The sequence below is a fragment of the uncultured Pseudomonas sp. genome (assembly GCF_943846705.1).
GTDB lineage: Bacteria > Pseudomonadota > Gammaproteobacteria > Pseudomonadales > Pseudomonadaceae > Aquipseudomonas.
In genome coordinates, this window is sequence record NZ_OX044366.1 from 1,040,906 (window position 1) to 1,059,620 (window position 18,715).

Consider the following 18,715-nt stretch of genomic DNA (forward strand, 5'->3'; position numbering starts at 1 on the left):
AAAGGTGCTCTATTGACTTCCGCATCAAAAAACAAAAAAGGAAGATTCCTGCCAAGCACCTTTGATAATGCTCATGATTTGTGCTTTTCCATACATGATGTAATGGTGCAAATCTTAGTATCAGGTGAAGAAGGAAATTTTTTTACCACGAGAGTTGAATTAAAGAGCGATGAAGAACATAAATCTCTTGTAGACGCCGATGATATTTTTTCATGGCTCGAAAAAGAAAATCGTCTAAATGATCGAGCAAATATATTAAAGACCACGATATTGCCCGCAGTTCTATCAGACATGATGCATTGTGTATTTGAGTGCCTAGAAAACTCCAGAAAAGCCAAACTAGGGATCTCTTTTATGCTCATACGAAAGCCACTACAGGAAAGTCTTTATTTACTTGAATCAATAGTGCTCGATGAATTAAATTTCTCAGAAACATTAGCGGCAGATCCGCTGAAGCTTAGGTCGCAAAATGCAGGCGGGGTTTCAGGTCATGCCACGCGCATTAACAATGTTCTCGGTATTATTGGCGAATCATCTCGGTTAGATGCCGAATATATAGCACAGCTCAGATATGACAAAAGCAGCGGCGATAGTTTTGACGGCGTGTGCAATCACGCCATGCATTTATTTACTGAGCACAAAGCGATTCGTACTGAGCAACTAAATATTAATTTTATTTTTTCTGGCTGGAGCCAAAAAATCACACAGTGGAACTATCTATATAGTCGGCTTCCATATTTACTTTTCTATACCCACAAGATCGTAGAGCACATTGTGGCAAGTATCGCCCCAACTAGCCAAGACTATCTGGACGACATTCAACGGCGATTAGCATCTTCGATTATGCTGTGGTGGAAACATGTTGATGCCCGCTACAAATGTGACCAACTAAGTATCTTTGTTAAAGAAACTGAGCACTGGCTAAACTCACACTGCGTTTCGTCTGGCTATCGACTACCAAACGACAGAGATTTACTCCGTATGATCACAACCGGTGCGTATCCAAGTGAAAATCTCACATCACTCAAAAAACGAAATCTTAAATATAAATTTCACGCATTCATTAATAAAGTAATGGCTAACCATTAGCCTAATAAGTGTATATGAACTCTCGCCACAAGTAGTGAGCAAAGCTTTGTTTTTGCACTTGTCGTCAGCGGTTGCATTCGTATATCCGGCCTATTTTTGGCTTTACCGCCCTGGCCACTCTGTAGTTCGCGCAGTGGTGGCCAGGGCTCAATCGATCACGAAGATCATGATTGCTATCCGCCGCCCAGCCTTATTCTTTCGACTACACTCATCACGCACATCAGCAATCTAAACAAGGAGATGTCTATGGCTGGTTGGTATGAATTGACGAATAGCAGTGACGGGCAGTTCCGCTTTGTGCTTAAAGCGGGCAATGCGGAGACCATCCTCACAAGCGAGCTGTATAAGTCGAGAGCAAGCGCCGAGAACGGTATTGCCTCGGTGCAAAAGAACTGTCAGGCCGATGAGCGTTACGATAGAAAAGAGTCGGCAAACCATAAGGCGTACTTTAATTTAAAGGCGGCTAACCATCAGATTATTGGCTCCAGCCAAATGTATGCGACTGCGGCGTCTCGTGATAAGGGCATTGAGTCCGTAAAAAATAACGGTACGTCGGAAACAATCAAAGACCTGACATAAGCCATCGGCGCTTATGCCCTGCCGGACACTGCGGCGCCTGCTCTGCAGTGTCCGGCTTTACCGCCGCTCTCCGGCACGGGCCAAAGCCCGGCGCTTGACCTAAACTCCAGGCACCGCTCGCACGCCAGCACTGGAGGCCCCTGCCATGTCACTCGCTCAACTCACTGCGTTTTTCGGTTGGTGTACTTTTATCAACATCGCTGTGTTCGGCATCACCTCACTCATACTGATGCTTGGCCGAGGGCCTATTTCAGCTATGCATAGTCGCCTTATGGGTGTAACTAAAAACCAGCTGCCATATTTATATTTTCAGTACCTGGCTTTTTACAAAGTCATCTTTCTTGTATTTAACCTCGCGCCTTATATCGCGTTAAAAATTATCGCTTAATCCTTTTACGGTAAGTAATAGCGGTGGTGGGTGATGCAAGCCGCCGGTTAGGCTCTACACAGTAACGCTCACCTCATAACCTACGAGTTATGGGGTATGTCAGTTATCAGGGAGGGAACATGTACGAAAGTAAAAGCAGCCTTTTAATCGACAAAAAAGCCTTCCGGCGGCGGGTTGGCCTGCATGTGCTGGTCGCCTTTACACTGGTCGTGCTGACGTTAATGCTGGGCATCGCCGGGCATGTTTATTTTGACGACATGGCGCTGGATGCGGCGCTGGTGGCGTCGATTACCTTAACCAGTGGGCTGGGTTTGTCGGTTATTCCAGAGTCTACGGCTGGAAAGCTGTTCACCAGTCTTTTCGGGATTTTCTCTGGCTATGTCTACATTGCCACCAGCACTATCGTGATAGCCCCCATCCTGCATCGGCTGTTGCATAAATTTCATCTGGATCAATAGCCCATACAGACCCAAAGACCGCCTGTGGCACACGGCCTTCACTCGATGTTCACGCGCTCAAGGAAACCCCATGAAAACCATCAAGCTCCTTGCCACCCTCGCCCTGTTTGCGTTGTTTAGCCATGCACAAGCGGCTGACGGCCTGATTGCGCTCAAGAGCCCCCATGCCGCGAAAGCGACCATGGACAAGTTCGAGGCCATCGTTAAGGCCAAGGGTTTGCACGTCTTCGCGCGCATTGACCATGCCGCCGGGGCAGCCAAGGTCGGCAAGACGCTGCGGCCCACCGAGGTTCTGTTGTTTGGTAATCCGCAGGGCGGCACCGCCTTTATGCAGTGCGCACAATCGGTGGGTATTGACCTGCCACTGAAGGCTCTGGTCTGGGAAGACGCCTCAGCGCAGGTATGGCTGGGCTACAACGACCCCGAGTTTTTGGCGCAGCGCCATGCACTAGCCGATTGCCCCGTAACACAGACGCTGCAAAAAGCCTTGGCTGGCTTCGCCGCAGCGGCTGTAGCCCCTTAACAGGGCGCACTTCGCGGGTCGTTTATGCGGGCAATACAGCTGAGCGCTCGCTGAAATGGTTAGCCCGAGCAGCCGCTGGCAGACGACGTTAGCCGCTGCCGAACAGGCGAAGCAGAATGCACAAGGGCCACATACGTGGCCCTTGTGCATTACCGCAGGGTGCGATCAGGCATGCACTTGCGAGGGGTCACGACGGTTATCGGGACCGTCCTGCTGGAGGACACCAGTGGTTTCATCCATCGCTTCCTGCAGGGCCTTCTTGCGCTTTTCTTCGGCGCGGTGGGCGAAGAACCACACCAGGAAGGTGGCGAAGGACACCGACAACAGGATCAGGCTGGCGACCGCGTTGATTTCCGGCTTCACGCCCAGACGCACGGCGGAGAAGACTTCCATCGGCAAGGTGGTCGAACCCGGCCCGGAGACGAAGCTGGCCAGTACCAGATCGTCCAGCGACAGGGCGAAGGACATCATCGCGCCGGCCGCCAGCGAAGGGGCGATCATCGGGATGGTGATCAGGAAGAACACCTTCCACGGCTTGGCACCGAGGTCCATGGCCGCTTCTTCGATGGACAGGTCCAACTCGCGCAAGCGCGACGACACCACCACGGCCACATAGGCCGAACAGAAGGTGGTGTGGGCGATCCAGATGGTCATGATGCCGCGCTCAGCCGGCCAGCCGATCAGCTGGGCCATCGCCACAAACAGCAACAGCAGCGACAGACCGGTGATCACCTCGGGCATGACCAACGGTGCGGTGACCAGGCCACCGAACAGCGTGCGGCCTTTGAAGCGCGTGACGCGGGTCAGCACGAAGGCGGCCATGGTGCCGAGCGCTACGGCGGCAATCGCGGTGTAGCAGGCGATTTCCAGCGAGCGCATCACCGAGTTCATCAGCTGGGTGTTGTCGAGCAGGCCGACGTACCACTTGATCGACCAACCGCCCCAGACCGTCACCAGCCGCGAGCCGTTGAACGAGTAGATCACCAGGATCAACATCGGCAGGTAGATAAAGGCAAAGCCCGCCCACAACATAAAGTTGGAGAAACTGAAACGCTTCATGGCCGGCCCTCCATTTCTTTAGCTTGGTGACGGTTAAACAGAATGATCGGAATGATCAGGATCGCCAGCATGACCACGGCCAAGGCGGAAGCTACCGGCCAGTCGCGGTTGTTGAAGAACTCTTGCCAGAGCACCTTGCCGATCATCAGGGTTTCCGGGCCACCGAGCAGCTCAGGAATCACGAACTCACCCACCACCGGGATAAACACCAACATGCAGCCGGTGATGATCCCGCCTTTGGCCAGCGGCACGGTGATTTTCCAGAAGCTGTTGTAGGTGCTCGAGCCCAGGTCCGCAGCGGCCTCGAGCAGGCTCTGGTCATGCTTGACCAGGTTGGCGAACAGCGGCAGCACCATAAACGGCAGGTACGAGTAAACGATACCGATGTACACCGCCAGGTTGGTGTTGAGGATCTGCAACGGATCGCTGATCACCCCCAGCCACATGAGGAAGCTGTTGAGCAGGCCGTTGTTGCTGAGAATGCCCATCCAGGCATACACGCGGATCAGGATGGCCGTCCAGGTCGGCATCATGATCAGCAGCAACAGCACCATCTGCTTGGCCTTGTCGGCCCGAGCGATGGCATAGGCCATGGGGAAGCCAATCAGCAGGCAAAGCAGCGTACTGACGGCGGCTATTTTCAATGACCCCAGGTAAGCCGCCAGGTACAGCGCATCTTCACTGAGGAAAATGTAGTTACTCAGGTTAACGATCAGGGTGAAGGTGTTGTCCACCCAGCTGAACACCTCGGTGTAGGGCGGGATGGCAACGTCGGCTTCGGCAAAGCTGATCTTCATCACGATGATGAAGGGCAGCAGGAAGAATAGGAACAGCCAGAGGAAGGGCACCCCGATTACCAGGTGCCGGCCCTTGGGCATACGGCGGCTAATGCTTCGGCTGATATTCATGTGCGTAATGTCACCCCGCTGTCGTCCTCCCACCAGACGTACACTTCGTCGTCCCAGGTAGGTCGTGCGCCGCGCCGTTCGGCGTTGGCGACAAATGACTGGACGATCTTGCCGCTCGGCAGCTGTACGTAGAACACCGAGTGACCGCCTAGGTAGGCGATGTCGTGCACGGTGCCGCGCGACCAGTTGTACTCACAGCTGGGCTGCTCGGTGGTAAACAGCAGTTTTTCCGGGCGAATGGCGTAGGTGATGCTCTTGTCCTGCACCGAGGTATTAACCCCGTGGCCGACGTAGATGTTGCGCTCAAGGTCGGGGCTGTCGATCAGTGCGTGATCTTCTTTATCGACCACCACCTGGCCGTCGAACAGGTTGACGTTACCGATAAATTCGCAGACCAGGCGGCTGGTCGGGGTTTCATAGATGTCGACCGGGCTGCCGATCTGGGCGATCCAGCCGAGGTGCATGATGGCGATACGCTGGGCCATGGTCATGGCCTCTTCCTGATCGTGGGTCACCATCACGCAGGTTACGCCGACGCGCTCGATGATCTCGACCAGCTCTAGCTGCATCTGTGAACGCAGCTTCTTGTCCAACGCGCCCATCGGCTCGTCGAGCAGCAGCAGTTTCGGCCGCTTGGCCAGCGAGCGGGCCAAGGCCACACGCTGGCGCTGACCACCAGAGAGCTGATGCGGCTTGCGCTTGGCGTACTGGGTCATGTGCACCAGCTTGAGCATTTCGTCGACGCGGGCAGTGATTTCCGCCTTGGGCATCTTGTCCTGCTTGAGGCCGAAGGCAATGTTCTCGGCCACGCTCATGTGCGGAAACAGCGCGTAGGACTGGAACATCATGTTGATCGGCCGCTCGTAAGGCGGCAGATCGGTGATGTCTTCGCCATCGAGGAAGATCCGCCCTTCGGTGGGCCGCTCGAAACCGGCGAGCATGCGCAGCAAGGTCGACTTGCCTGAACCGGACCCCCCCAACAGGGCAAAAATCTCACCTTTGTTGATGGTCAGCGTGACGTCATCAACGGCCACAACCTCATCAAACTTCTTCGACACTCGCTCGATCTTGACCAACACCTCTTTTGGTTGTTGATCGCCTTCAAGCACTTTCTTATAGGCACTGGAAGCAACTGCCATTCCCAACACTCCCGCAACAGTAGCGCCCAGCCAGACTGGCTGGGCTTTTTTATATTTATTGGCCGGACTTAATCTTGGTCCAGCTACGTGTCATCAATCGTTGTACTTTCACCGGCAGTTCCGCCGAGATATACAGCTTGTCGAGCACATCCTGCGGTGGGTACACCGCCTCGTCATTGCGCACATCCTGATCCATCAGTTCACCCGCCTTGATATTCGGGTTGGCGTAGCCGACGTAATCACTGACCCCGGCAATCGCAGCCGGGTCGAGCAAATAGTTGATAAAGGCGTGCGCCTCTTTCGGGTTACCGGCATCGGCCGGAATGGCCATCATGTCGAACCACAGGTTGGCGCCTTCTTTCGGGATGCTGTAGGCAATCTCGATGCCCTTGCCGGCATCTTCAGCACGGTCGGCCGCTTGCAGAATGTCACCGGAGAAGCCGACGGCTACACAGATATTGCCGTTGGCCAGATCACCGATGTATTTGGAGCTGTGGAAGTAACGCACGTAAGGACGCACGGCCAGCAGCTTGGCTTCAGCCTGGGCGAAGTCTTCAGTGCTGCGGGTATTCGGGTCGAGGCCCATGTAGTTGAGCATGCTGGGGAGCATCTCGTCGGCCGAGTCGAGGAAGCTGACGCCACAGCTGGCGAGCTTCTTCATATTCTCAGGCTCGTAGACCATGGCCCACGAATCGATCTTGTCGACACCCAGCACTTCTTTGATCTTGGCTACGTTGTAGCCGATACCGTTGGTACCCCACAGATAGGGCACCGAGTACTGATTACCGGGATCATTGACTTGCAGCTGCTTGAGCAGCAGCGGGTCAAGGTTTTCCCAGTTCGGCAGCTGGCTGCGGTCGAGCTTCTGGAATGCGCCCGCCTTGATCTGCTTGCCGAGGAAATGGTTGGACGGCACCACGACGTCGTAGCCGGAACGGCCCGCCAGTAGTTTGCCTTCCAGGGTTTCGTTGCTATCAAAGACGTCGTACAGGGCCTTGATACCCGTAGCTTTCTGGAAGTCAGCCAGGGTGGTTTCGCCAATATAGTCAGACCAGTTGTAGACCTTGACCACAGGCTCGGCGGCTTGCACGGCGGAGACGCTGACGGCGGCGGCCAACAGACCGGCCAAAAGAGGAGTACGACGCATAGTGATGTCCTTATTTTTGTAGGCAGTGCGGTGGGCGAACCCACCGCATACCGTAGGGCTATGGCATTACTGACCTGATTTGATCTTGGTCCAGCTGCGAGTCATGGTGCGCTGCACCTTGGATGGCAGATCCGGGAAGGTGTAGATCTTGGCCATGGTCTCGGCGTCCGGGTAGATGCCCGGGTCGTTGCGCAACACCTCATCCACCAGCGGCGTAGCGGCGGCGTTGCCATTAGGGAACTGGACGAAGTTGGTGATGTTGGCCATGACTTCTGGCTGCATCAGGTAGTTGAGGAACACATGGGCCTCTTCAGCATTCTTCGCATCAGCCGGGATGGCCAGCATGTCAAAGAAGCTACCAGCGCCACCTTTAGGGATGTTGTAGCCGATTTTCACGCCGTTTTTGGCGTCTTCAGCACGGGCCTTGGACTGATACACGTCCCCCGAATAACCGATGGCTACGCAGATGTTGCCGTTGGCCAGGTCGCCAATGTACTTGGAGCTGTGGAAGTAGCGCACATAAGGACGGATGGTGAGGAACAGCGCTTCGGCTTTCTTCAACTCAGCGTTGTTGGTGCTGTCCGGTGCAAAGCCCAGGTAGCTGAGCGCAGCCGGGAGGATTTCAGTCGGCGAATCCAGGAAGGTCACGCCGCAGCCTTTCAGCTTGGCCATGTTTTCCGGCTTGAACACCAGGTCCCAGGCGTTGACCGGGGCATTCTCGCCCAGCGCTTCTTTTACCTTGTCGGCGTTGTAGCCAATACCGATGGTGCCCCACATGTAGGGAACCGAATACTGGTTACCCGGGTCACTCGGCTCCAGCGCTTTGAGCAGGCTCTTGTCGAGATTTTCCCAGTTCGTCAGCTTGGACTTGTCCAGCTTCTGGAATACCCCGGCCTTGATCTGCTTAGCCAGGAAAGGGTTGGATGGCACGACAATGTCGTAGCCCGAGCTGCCGGCCAGCAGCTTGGCTTCCAGGGTTTCGTTGCTGTCAAAGACGTCGTAGACGACCTTGATGCCGGTTTCTTTCTGGAAGTTGTCGATGGTGTCTTCTGCGATGTAGTCGGACCAGTTGTAGATGTGCAGAACTTTGTCATCCGCCTGAGCGGCACTCACCACAGCCCCAGCAAGGGACAACGCGAGAAGGGTTTTGCCGAATATTTTCATGCGTACAGCTCCTGTTGTTGTAGTCGTTTTCCAGAAAGTGCGCAGCCCTCTGCAGCACCTTCCGGTGAGCCTGACACACGCATTGGCGCAGTCTGGCAAGGTCACTCCAGTGTTTCAACATTCAGACGTAAACGCCTGAAAAACAAGGAATATATAACCTTAAACCAACACCTCTGCGGCGGTCAGATCAAGGCACTTACGCGCCTTCTCTAGCAATTCGTCGATCTCCGCATGGCTGATTACCAGCGGCGGCGAAATGATCAGGGTGTCGCCTACGGCGCGCATGATCAGTCCGTTATTAAAGCAGTGACCGCGGCAGATCATGCCCACCCCCACATCACCCGCGAAACGCTTGCGGCTGGCTTTGTCCTGCACCAACTCAATGGCACCCAACATGCCAACACCGCGCACTTCACCCACCAGCGGGTGATCAGCCAGCTCACGTAAGCGTTTTTGCAAATACGGTGCCGTTTCTGCTTTAACACGCTCAACAATCTTTTCTTCACGCAGGATGCGCAGGTTTTCCAGGGCGACAGCAGCAGCCACCGGGTGCCCCGAATAGGTGAAGCCGTGGTTGAAGTCGCCCCCCTGGTTGAGCACATCGACGATGTCGTCACGCACAACCAGCCCGCCCATGGGGATGTAGCCGCTTGTCAGGCCCTTGGCGATGGTCATCATGTGTGGGGTGTTGCCGTAATAGTCGCTGCCGAACCATTCGCCGGTACGACCGAAACCGCAGATCACTTCATCGGCGATAAACAAGATGTCGTACTTGGCGAGGATTTCGCGGATGCGCGGCCAGTAGCTGTCTGGCGGGATGATCACACCGCCCGCGCCCTGGATCGGCTCGGCAATAAAGGCTGCGACATTGTCTTCGCCGACTTCGAGAATCTTCTGCTCCAGCTGGTCGGCCGCCCAGATACCGAACTCCTCCGGGCTCATGTCGCCGCCTTCACCGTACCAGTACGGTTGCGGGATGTGCACGATGCCCGGAATCGGCAAATCACCTTGCTCGTGCATGCCCTTCATGCCGCCCAAGCTGGCACCGGCCACGGTGGAGCCGTGATAACCGTTGATGCGGCTGATGATGACTTTCTTGTTCGGCAGGCCTTTGACCGCCCAGTAATGGCGCACCATGCGCAGCATGGTGTCGTTGCCTTCCGAGCCGGAACCGGTAAAGAACACGTGGTTCAGACCTGACGGCGTCAGCTCGGAAATCGCCTTGGCCAGCTCCAGCGCTGGTGGCGTGGCGGTCTGGAAGAACATGTTGTAGTAGGGCAGCTCTTGCATCTGCTTGGCGGCGGCGTCTGCCAGCTCTTTGCGACCATAGCCAATGGCTACACACCAGAGCCCGGCCATGGCATCGAGGATCTTGTTGCCCTCGCTGTCCCACAGGTACACGCCGTCGGCCTGGGTAATAATCCGTGGCCCGCTTTGCGCCAGCTGCTTGAAATCACTGAACGGCGCGAGATGGTGTTCGCGGCTCATGGCCTGCCATTCGCGGGTTTTCGGGTTGGTCACTTGACTGTTCATAACAACACCTTGATGACGCGGGCTGTGCCTGACAGCCCGATAAAATGTTTGATGGCCCCCCGGCGCAAGGATCACCTGCGCCAGGCACCTGACTGTTACACCGACAGCAGCAGGAACTCGCGCTCCCAGGAGCTGATCACCCGCCGGTAGTTCTCGTGCTCGGCGCGCTTAACCGCGACATAGCCACGCATGAACTTCTCGCCCAGGTACTTCTCGGCAGCCTTGCAGGCCTCCATACGCTCCAGCGCATGCTCGATGGTGATCGGCAAGCGCAGGTTACGGCGCTCGTAGCCCCGCCCTTTAACGGGCGCGCTCGGCTTGAGGCCTTCCACCATGCCCATGTAGCCGCACAGCAAGGACGCCGCCAGGACCAGGTAAGGGTTGGCATCGGCACCGGCCAGGCGGTTTTCCACGCGGCGGTTCTGCGGCGTGGCTTCCGGTACGCGCAGGCCCACGGTGCGGTTTTCTTCGCCCCACTCAACGTTCACCGGGGCCGAGGTATCCGGCAGGAAGCGGCGGAACGAGTTAACGTTCGGCGCAAACAGCGGCAACAACTCAGGGATGTACTTCTGCATGCCGCCGATATGGTTGAGGAATAACTCACTCATGCTGCCATCGGCGTTGGAGAACAGGCTCTTACCGGTCTTGATGTCCACCACACTCTGGTGAATATGCATGGCGCTGCCGGGCTGATCAGTGATCGGCTTGGCCATAAAGGTCGCCGCCACATCATGCTTGAGCGCGGCTTCACGCATGGTGCGCTTGAATACGGTGATCTGGTCGGCCAGATGCAGCGCCTCGCCGTGACGGAAATTGATTTCCATCTGCGCCGGCCCGTCTTCGTGAATCAGCGTATCGAGGTCCAGCCCCTGGATTTCGCACCAGTCGTAAACATCTTCAAACAACGGGTCAAATTCGTTGGCGGCATCGATGGAGAATGACTGACGACCCACTTCCGGACGCCCGGAGCGGCCCATCGGCGCTTCCAGTGGGAAGTCCGGGTCACTGCAACGCTTGGTCAGGTAGAACTCCATCTCCGGCGCAACGATGGGCTTCCAGCCCTTATCGGCATACAGCTTGAGAATGTTCTTGAGAATGTTGCGCGGCGACAGTTCGATCGGGTTGCCCTGCTTGTCGAAGGTGTCATGGATGACCATGGCCGTCGGCTCAAGCGCCCAAGGGATGAGAAAAGCCGCATCCGCATCGGGGCGGCAGAACATGTCGATGTCCGCCTCGTCGAGCAGGTCGTAATAGATGTCGTCCTCGACGTAGTCGCCGGTCACGGTCTGCAGCAGCACACTCTCAGGGAGTCGCATGCCCTTCTCGTCGAGGAACTTATTGGTCGGCGAAATCTTACCGCGGGCGATGCCGGTAAGGTCGCTGATCATGCATTCAACTTCGGTGATTTTGCGCTCTTTCAGCCAACTCGAAAGCTGGTCTAATTTGGTGCTCATAGAGACCTCAGGGTTGATATAAGCCAGCCTATATATAACTGGCTCAACGTTGCCCCGCCGTCTTCCTGCAAGCCTCACCAAAGGCCTGGAAGATGGCGAGATAATTCGGGTTGGATCGTACCTGCCATTCGGGGTGCCATTGCACCCCCAATGCGAAGCTTTTGGCTCCACTGACGGAAAACGCTTCGATCAACCCGTCAGGTGCCAGAGCTTCTACGCGAAGGCCCGGCGCCAGACGCTGAACGCCCTGACCATGTATAGAATTGACTTGAATCTCGTTCGGTAAGCCGATACCAGCAAGCAGCCCGCCCGGCTGTATGTGCAGCGCGTGACGTAAACCATACTGCTGCTCGGCAGGCAGGTCCGCGGGTTCGCGGTGATCCATCAGCCCATCAATCTCGTGCACACGCTGGTGCAACGCGCCACCGAACGCCACATTCATCTCTTGAAAGCCGCGACAAATACCCAGTACCGGGATGCCGGCGGCAATTGCTGCTTTAATCAGAGGAATTGTCGTATTGTCGCGCGCCGGATCATGGGCAGTGCCCGGTTCGCTAGCGTCGCCTGCATAATGGTGGGGCTCGACGTTGGATGGCGAACCCGTGAATACCAAGCCATCCAGGTGCTGCAGCAAGTAAGCCTGATCAATTTGCTCAGCCAGTGCAGGGATAATCACAGGCATACCACCGGCAACATGCACAATCGCCTGTAGGTATTTGTCACCGGCGGTGTGGTAGATGTTGTGCCCGATCTGCTTGGTACAGGCACTAACGCCGATTATCGGCTGGCGCGACATGAGACACCCGTTTTATTGCTGTTATAGGTTTTAACCGAGCTTAGCGCTGTTCATTTTTTTTCACAACAGTCATGTAAAAAATTGAACACACCCGACTGAGCACCCCGAAAAACAAGGGCCGCAGCAGGTCATGACTGCCCTGTGACGCCCTAAAAATGCTCATAACGCCCCAATCAGGGGCAAAACACGCCTCTCTTGACAGCATCAGGTGTTTAAGATTGACTCACACCTGTGCAATTGCATGATTGATATTTTTAACATAAAAGGTGTTGCATCATGTCTGTACCCCCGCGTGTCGTTCAGCTTAACGAAGCGAACGCGTTCCTTAAGAAACACCCAGAGGTCTTGTTCGTCGACCTTCTAATTGCAGATATGAATGGTGTGGTGCGCGGCAAGCGTATCGAGCGCGCGAGCCTGCACAAGGTTTACGAACGCGGCATCAATCTCCCGGCTTCTCTATTCGCACTGGATATCAACGGTTCGACGGTGGAAAGCACCGGCCTGGGCCTGGATATCGGCGATGCCGATCGTGTCTGCTACCCCATCCCCAACACCCTGTGCTACGAGCCTTGGCAGAAGCGCCCAACCGCGCAACTGTTAATGACCATGCACGAGCTGGAAGGCGAGCCGTTCTTTGCCGACCCGCGGGAAGTGTTGCGTCAGGTGGTTGAGAAGTTCGACGAACTGGGCCTTACCATCTGTGCGGCCTTCGAGCTGGAGTTCTACCTGATTGACCAGGCTAACGTGAACGGCCGTCCGCAGCCGCCACTGTCACCGTTATCAGGCAAACGCCCACACTCAACTCAGGTGTACCTGATCGACGACCTCGACGAATATGCCGAGTGCCTGCAGGACATTCTTGAAGGTGCCAAAGAGCAGGGCATTCCTGCCGACGCCATCGTCAAGGAAAGTGCGCCGGCGCAGTTCGAAGTGAACCTGCACCACGTCGCCGACCCGATCAAGGCCTGCGACTACGCGCTGCTGCTCAAGCGCCTGGTGAAAAACATCGCCTACGACCATGAAATGGACACCACCTTCATGGCCAAACCGTACCCGAACCAAGCGGGTAACGGTCTGCATGTGCACATCTCGATTCTCGACAAAGATGGCAAGAACATCTTCTCGTGCGAAGACCCCGAGCAGAACGATGCCTTGCGCCATGCAATTGGCGGCGTCCTGGAAACCATGCCGGCATCGATGGCCTTCCTCTGCCCTAACGTCAACTCTTACCGTCGTTTCGGTGCGCAGTACTACGTGCCGAACTCGCCGAGCTGGGGCATCGACAACCGTACCGTCGCCCTGCGTGTGCCAAATGACTCAGCTGATGCCGTGCGCATCGAACACCGCGTCGCGGGCGCTGACGCCAACCCGTACCTGCTGCTTTCAGCGGTATTGGCCGGCGTTCACCACGGCCTGACCAACAAGATCGAGCCGAGCGCGCCTATCGAAGGCAACTCCTACGAACAAAACGAGCAAAGCCTGCCGAACAACCTGCGCGATGCCCTGCGCGAGTTGGACGACAGTGAAGTTCTGGCGCGCTATATCGACCCGAAATACATCGATATCTTCGTCGCCTGCAAGGAAAGCGAGCTGGCCGAGTTTGAGAACTCAATCTCCGACCTTGAGTACAACTGGTACTTGCACACGGTTTGATGCAACACCCAACGCCGGCCTTCGAGCCGGCGTTTTTTTATTCCGTACAACGCGCCACCTACCTTTATTCGCACCCTCAGGCGAAGACGGGCAAGTTGCGCCGCGAATTCCTGCTGATGCCACATCAACCTCTTCGGGAGATCACTATGCCTCGCCTGTTTGCCGTATTGCTGCTTACCCTGACGCCGCTGCTGGCCAGCGCCGAGGAGGTGATCCGCGTCTACAACTGGAACGACTACATCGCCCCCCAGGTGATTAAGGACTTCGAGGCCGAGAGCGGCATCCGCGTGGAATATCGCACCTACAGCACCGACTCAGAGTTAGACACCATACTGGCCAGCGGCGAAGCCATCGACATCGCCGTGCCGTCGCATGACGCCCTGCCAGCACTGATCAATAACGGCACCCTGCAGCCGCTGGACTTCAGCCTGCTACCGAACCGTAAACACATCGACAAGCAACTGCTCAGCACCCTGGTCGCCCTTGATCCAGCCAACCGCCATGCGCTGCCCTACCTGTGGGGCGCGGTAGGCCTGGCGATCAACACACCGCAAGCCGAAGCCGCGTTTGGCGGCCCACTGCCAGATAGCTGGAGCCTGCTATTCGACGCCGAACAGAGCTCACGCCTGGCCAGCTGTGGCGTCAGCGTGCTCGACGCTGCCGATGAAACCCTCACCGTGCTGCTCAACTACCAGGGTCGCAGCCTGGTACGCAGCGCGCCGAGCCGCATCGAGCGCACTAGCCGGGTCCTGGATGGTTTACGCCCCAACCTGCGCTATATCGACAGCGAGCGTTATATCGACGACCTCAACCAGGGCAAACTCTGCGTGGCCATGGCCTGGGTCGGCGATGCACTGGCTGCCGCTGATGCCGGCCAGCCAGTACGCTTTCTCGTGCCGGATGAAGGCTCGGTGCTGTTTATCGACAGCCTGGTGATCCCCAGCACCGCCAAGCGCCCCGACCTGGCTCATCGTTTTATCGACTACCTGATGCAACCCAAAGTAGCCGCGCTGATCACCGCAGAAACCCTGTATCCCAGCGGCAATGCCGATTCCAGGGAGTTCCTCGACGAAGCCTTGCGCAACCAGCCCGGCCTTTACCCCAACCGCGACACCAAACGCCGTCTGCACGCACTGGAAACCCCGCCAGAAAAACACAGAGCCGCCGTCGACGCCGTGTGGGCGCGCTTTCGTGGTGGCAGCTGAGTGATCAATCGCCCCTCGGTTTGCCACACCCAGCATCCGCTAAAAACACAGAAGGCCTGCCCGCGCTGACGGCCACCGGGTGGGTGGGCAGAGCGGGCAAGCCTTCGCTTTTCCCCATGCTGGCGCTCAGTTGCCGCCAGCGTGATGGTTATTTGACCAGCTGACGCCAAGCCTTCAACGAGCCGATGGTCAATAGCTGCGCCTTGCGCGCCGCCAGCACATCCGGATCAATGGCCTGATTAGCCAGTTCGACCAGCTTGTTCAGCTCGCCGTACAAACGGTCGACTTCCAGCACCTCCAGCACCTCACGCGCCAGATGCAGCCAAACCAGCAGGCGCTCGATGCGCGGCAGCTGCTCAGCCAGGTCTTCCGGCTGCTGCTGATAACGACGCAACTGCAGCGCAGCGCCCTCATCGGCAATCAGGGTCGGCAACCAGTTACCCAGCACCGCAGCACCCTGGCGGTTGCCGCGGTTATTGCGCTCCAGGGTCCAGCTGCGCGCCAGCAACCAGCGCGAGGTGATCAGGGAGAACAGCCCCCAGCGGGTGGCTTCAAGCTCGGCGGCGAACTGCGCCGGGGCATTTTTACGCACCTGCTCATCCAGCTGACCGGCCAGCAGCCGTGGCCGCCATTCCAGCAGCAACGCATCCAACAACTCACGCAGGGCATGACTGCTGGCACGCGGCGCGGCCTGGCCGAGGCTGCCGAGCAAGGCACGCAAACCGACCAACTGCTCCAGCCACTCGACCAGCAAACGCCAGTGACCATTGAAACGGTACTGCTCAGCCAAACGCTGGCTGCTGCCCAGCAAGTGCCAGCCCAACGCAACTACGCTGTCATCCAGGCTGGTTTCGGCGTTCAGCGCAGGTGCCGGCAAATTCAGGCTGTAGCTGCTGGCATCGAACAAGCGATAACCGCGCTCGGCCTTGCTGATGTCACATGGCATCAGTGGCAAATCGGCAGCCAGCTCGGCGGCCAGCTCCAGCAACGCCTCGGGCTCACCCTGGCGCAGCTCCAGCTCCAGCTCGCAGATTTCTTCCTGGCCTTCACCGGCAATCACTTTACCCAGGTCCAGCGCGGCCTCGATCACCACCTTGGCCTTGCCACGGCCCCAGGCGATTTCCGCCTTCTCGCGGACAAAGTCGGTGGTGAAAATAGGTACCAGCTGCTTCTTGTCCAGCTCGGCCAGGGCCGCTGGCCAGCAGCTGTCATCGAGCTTTTTCAGGTCCAGCTTGGCTTTGGCCAGGTTCCAGTCCCATTCGTTGCGCTCGGACAAACCGGCCACGCTCTGCCCGCGGGTTTTCAGGGTCTGGATAAACTGCTCGCCATCGCGGCGCACGCGCAGGGCAACCTTGGCCGCCGCCAGATCGCGCGCAGGCGTATCGAAGTACTGATTGAACAGTTCGCGCTGCTCCCAACCACTCTTGTTGCGTTTCTTCAGCAACGGGTGGTCACGCAGGGCGGCCAGGGTTGCACGGCTAACCCGCAGTTTAATTTCGGTTTCTTTGTTCATGATGATGGGAATCAACGCCTACTATGAAATTGTTTCAGTCCGATTACCTGCGCTGGCGAGCCTGCGGACTGATCCGTATACTTGCCAACTTCTTAACGCCGGGGTTCACCCTATGCCAGTCAATCCATTTGCCAGCCTGTTTGGCCGTTCACCCATCGGACCGATGCAAAAACATTTTGCCAAGGCTCATGAGTGCGCAGCGAACCTGGTGCCTTTTTTCGAAGCCGTGATGGTTGAAGACTGGGCCAAGGTGGAACAGGTTCAACAGGAAATGGCCAGCCTCGAAGGAGAGGCCGATAAGCTCAAGAAGAGCGTGCGCTTACACCTGCCGAAAAGCTTGTTCCTGCCGGTCCCGCGCTCGGATCTGCTTGAACTGCTGAGTGTACAGGACAAAGTCGCCAACCGCGCCAAGGACATCGCCGGCCTTATGCTCGGTCGGCAAATGGCCATTCCGCAAGACTTACAACAGCTGATGCGCGCGTTTGTACAACGCACCGTGGATGCCAGCGCCCAGGCGCTGAAAGCCATGAACGAACTCGATGAGTTGCTGGAAACCGGCTTTGGTGGCCGCGAAGCGGTACTGGTCGAATCCATGGTCATGGAGCTGGAGCAAATCGAACGCGACACCGACAAGATGCAAATCGAAGTACGTCGGGCGCTGTTCAAACTGGAAAAGGATCTCCCTGCGGTCGATGTGATGTTCCTCTACAAGATCATCGAATGGGTCGGCGACGTTGCCGACCGTGCCGAACGTGTCGGCAACCGACTGGAACAACTGCTGGCGCGCTAATGCGCCAGTGTCCTTTCTGGAATCTACGGATTAATTATTTATGTCTCTGATTGCGGACTACGGCCTCGTATTGCTGCTGCTTGCCTGCCTCTTCGGCTTTTTCATGGCCTGGGGCGTGGGCGCCAATGACGTCGCTAACGCCATGGGCACCTCGGTGGGCTCGCGCGCACTGACCATCAAACAGGCGATCCTGATCGCCATGGTGTTTGAGTTTGCCGGTGCCTATCTAGCCGGCGGCGAAGTCACTGAAACCATCAAGAACGGTATCGTCGATGCCACGATGATCACCCCGGACCTCATGGTTCTGGGCATGATGTCGGCCCTGTTAGCGGCCGGCACCTGGCTGCTGGTGGCCTCAACCAAAGGCTGGCCGGTCTCCACCACGCACTCCATCGTCGGCGCGGTGATCGGTTTTGCCGCGGTTGGTGTGTCCATGGACGCAGTCAACTGGGGTGGTGTTGGTCCGATCGTGGCCAGCTGGGTAGTGTCGCCACTGCTCTCGGGTTTTGTCGCCTTCTGGCTGTTTACCAGCGTGCAAAAGCTGATCATCGACACCGACAATCCCTTCCTTAATGCCAAGCGCTTCGTGCCGCTGTACATGTTTATCACCGGCTTTATGGTCAGCATCATGACCCTGACCAAGGGCCTCAAGCACATCGGTTTGAACCTCTCCACCAGTGAAGGATTCTTCCTTTCTCTGGGCGTAGGTGGCGCTGTCATGCTGCTGGGCATCGCCCTGCTCAGCCGGATCAAGATCGACGTCGAAGCCGACAAAGACTTCCACTACGCCAGCGTGGAGAAGGTCTTCGCCGTCCTGATGATCTTCACCGCCTGCGCCATGGCCTTCGCCCACGGTTCCAACGATGTGGCCAACGCGGTCGGCCCACTGGCGGCGATTGTCGGGGTGATCCAATCTGGCGGTGAAGCCGTGATCGGTGCCAAGTCTGCCGTACCGGGCTGGGTGCTGTTGCTTGGTGCCGTGGGTATCGTCATCGGCCTGGCCACTTACGGCTACAAGGTGATCGCCACCATCGGCAAGGAAATCACCGAGCTGACCCCTAGCCGTGGTTTTGCTGCCGAACTGGCCACCGCCACCACCGTGGTCGGTGCCTCGGCCATGGGCCTACCGGTATCCACCACCCATACCTTGGTGGGTGCGGTACTGGGTGTGGGCCTGGCCCGCGGCATCGGTGCATTGAACCTGGGCGTGATCGGTAAAATCTTTATTTCCTGGCTGATCACCCTGCCGGTGGGCGCTGCGCTGTCGATCTTCTTCTTCTATATCCTGCGCAGCATCTTCCTCTAAGAAAGTCCTTT

General features: G+C 57.0%; 18 protein-coding genes. 9 read left to right on the forward strand and 9 right to left on the reverse strand.

Annotated features, from left to right (window positions below):
- The first annotated feature begins 12 nt into the window (after nucleotides 1-12).
- The 5 genes from Q0V31_RS05070 to Q0V31_RS05090 all read left to right on the forward strand — a co-directional run bounded on the left by Q0V31_RS05070 (nucleotide 13) and on the right by Q0V31_RS05090 (nucleotide 3,037).
- Complete coding sequence (locus tag Q0V31_RS05070; RefSeq protein WP_298185169.1) at nucleotides 13-1,089, forward strand: hypothetical protein; 1,077 nt, start codon at nucleotides 13-15, stop codon at nucleotides 1,087-1,089.
- Nucleotides 1,090-1,335: 246 nt separating this feature from the next.
- The gene (locus tag Q0V31_RS05075; RefSeq protein ID WP_298185172.1) at nucleotides 1,336-1,668 is read left to right on the forward strand and encodes a YegP family protein; all 333 of its coding nucleotides are present in this window, start codon (nucleotides 1,336-1,338) and stop codon (nucleotides 1,666-1,668) included.
- A gap of 145 nt (nucleotides 1,669-1,813) precedes the next feature.
- Nucleotides 1,814-2,056 carry a DUF6868 family protein gene (locus Q0V31_RS05080; RefSeq protein WP_298185174.1) on the forward strand — a complete coding sequence of 81 codons (243 nt, stop codon included), beginning with the start codon at nucleotides 1,814-1,816 and terminating at the stop codon, nucleotides 2,054-2,056.
- A 119-nt stretch (nucleotides 2,057-2,175) separates the two neighbouring features.
- Nucleotides 2,176-2,514, forward strand: coding sequence for a hypothetical protein (locus Q0V31_RS05085; protein ID WP_298185176.1), 339 nt, complete (start codon nucleotides 2,176-2,178; stop codon nucleotides 2,512-2,514).
- Nucleotides 2,515-2,584: 70 nt separating this feature from the next.
- A complete protein-coding gene (locus Q0V31_RS05090) occupies nucleotides 2,585-3,037 on the forward strand; it encodes a DUF302 domain-containing protein (RefSeq protein WP_298185178.1) in 453 nt (150 codons plus the stop codon).
- 165 nt (nucleotides 3,038-3,202) lie between these two features.
- Here Q0V31_RS05090 and Q0V31_RS05095 read toward each other — a convergent pair whose 3' ends face one another.
- The 8 genes from Q0V31_RS05095 to Q0V31_RS05130 all read right to left on the reverse strand — a co-directional run bounded on the left by Q0V31_RS05095 (nucleotide 3,203) and on the right by Q0V31_RS05130 (nucleotide 12,237).
- A complete protein-coding gene (locus Q0V31_RS05095) occupies nucleotides 3,203-4,096 on the reverse strand; it encodes an ABC transporter permease subunit (protein ID WP_298185181.1) in 894 nt (297 codons plus the stop codon).
- On the reverse strand, nucleotides 4,093-4,974 hold the full coding sequence (locus Q0V31_RS05100) for an ABC transporter permease subunit (RefSeq protein ID WP_298190922.1): 882 nt from the start codon (nucleotides 4,972-4,974) through the stop codon (nucleotides 4,093-4,095). Before Q0V31_RS05100 ends, Q0V31_RS05095 begins: the two co-directional genes overlap by 4 nt.
- Nucleotides 4,975-5,000: 26 nt before the next feature.
- Nucleotides 5,001-6,143, reverse strand: coding sequence for a polyamine ABC transporter ATP-binding protein (gene potA / locus Q0V31_RS05105; RefSeq protein ID WP_298185184.1), 1,143 nt, complete (start codon nucleotides 6,141-6,143; stop codon nucleotides 5,001-5,003).
- Between the two features lie 55 nt (nucleotides 6,144-6,198).
- Nucleotides 6,199-7,290, reverse strand: a complete 1,092-nt coding sequence (locus Q0V31_RS05110; protein ID WP_298185186.1) for a polyamine ABC transporter substrate-binding protein — start codon at nucleotides 7,288-7,290, stop codon at nucleotides 6,199-6,201.
- Between the two features lie 66 nt (nucleotides 7,291-7,356).
- Entirely contained in the window at nucleotides 7,357-8,454 is a 1,098-nt protein-coding gene (locus Q0V31_RS05115) for a polyamine ABC transporter substrate-binding protein (protein ID WP_298185188.1), read from the reverse strand.
- Nucleotides 8,455-8,613: 159 nt separating this feature from the next.
- Nucleotides 8,614-9,987 carry an aspartate aminotransferase family protein gene (locus tag Q0V31_RS05120; RefSeq protein WP_298185190.1) on the reverse strand — a complete coding sequence of 458 codons (1,374 nt, stop codon included), beginning with the start codon at nucleotides 9,985-9,987 and terminating at the stop codon, nucleotides 8,614-8,616.
- Nucleotides 9,988-10,082: 95 nt separating this feature from the next.
- Complete coding sequence (locus Q0V31_RS05125) at nucleotides 10,083-11,441, reverse strand: glutamine synthetase family protein (RefSeq protein ID WP_298185192.1); 1,359 nt, start codon at nucleotides 11,439-11,441, stop codon at nucleotides 10,083-10,085.
- A 43-nt stretch (nucleotides 11,442-11,484) separates the two neighbouring features.
- Nucleotides 11,485-12,237, reverse strand: a complete 753-nt coding sequence (locus Q0V31_RS05130) for a gamma-glutamyl-gamma-aminobutyrate hydrolase family protein (protein WP_298185194.1) — start codon at nucleotides 12,235-12,237, stop codon at nucleotides 11,485-11,487.
- Nucleotides 12,238-12,513: 276 nt separating this feature from the next.
- Here Q0V31_RS05130 and Q0V31_RS05135 point away from each other — a divergent pair, with 276 nt between their 5' ends.
- Together Q0V31_RS05135 and Q0V31_RS05140 are read left to right on the forward strand one after the other, a co-directional pair.
- Entirely contained in the window at nucleotides 12,514-13,890 is a 1,377-nt protein-coding gene (locus Q0V31_RS05135; RefSeq protein ID WP_298185196.1) for a glutamine synthetase family protein, read from the forward strand.
- Between the two features lie 146 nt (nucleotides 13,891-14,036).
- Entirely contained in the window at nucleotides 14,037-15,095 is a 1,059-nt protein-coding gene (locus Q0V31_RS05140; protein ID WP_298185199.1) for an extracellular solute-binding protein, read from the forward strand.
- 148 nt (nucleotides 15,096-15,243) lie between these two features.
- Here Q0V31_RS05140 and Q0V31_RS05145 read toward each other — a convergent pair whose 3' ends face one another.
- Entirely contained in the window at nucleotides 15,244-16,608 is a 1,365-nt protein-coding gene (locus Q0V31_RS05145; RefSeq protein WP_298185201.1) for a CYTH domain-containing protein, read from the reverse strand.
- Between the two features lie 112 nt (nucleotides 16,609-16,720).
- On the opposite strand from Q0V31_RS05145, the gene Q0V31_RS05150 reads away from it, so the two are divergent.
- On the forward strand, nucleotides 16,721-17,398 hold the full coding sequence (locus tag Q0V31_RS05150; RefSeq protein WP_298185203.1) for a TIGR00153 family protein: 678 nt from the start codon (nucleotides 16,721-16,723) through the stop codon (nucleotides 17,396-17,398).
- Nucleotides 17,399-17,438: 40 nt separating this feature from the next.
- Nucleotides 17,439-18,704, forward strand: coding sequence for an inorganic phosphate transporter (locus tag Q0V31_RS05155; protein WP_298185206.1), 1,266 nt, complete (start codon nucleotides 17,439-17,441; stop codon nucleotides 18,702-18,704).
- Nucleotides 18,705-18,715 lie beyond the last annotated feature (11 nt).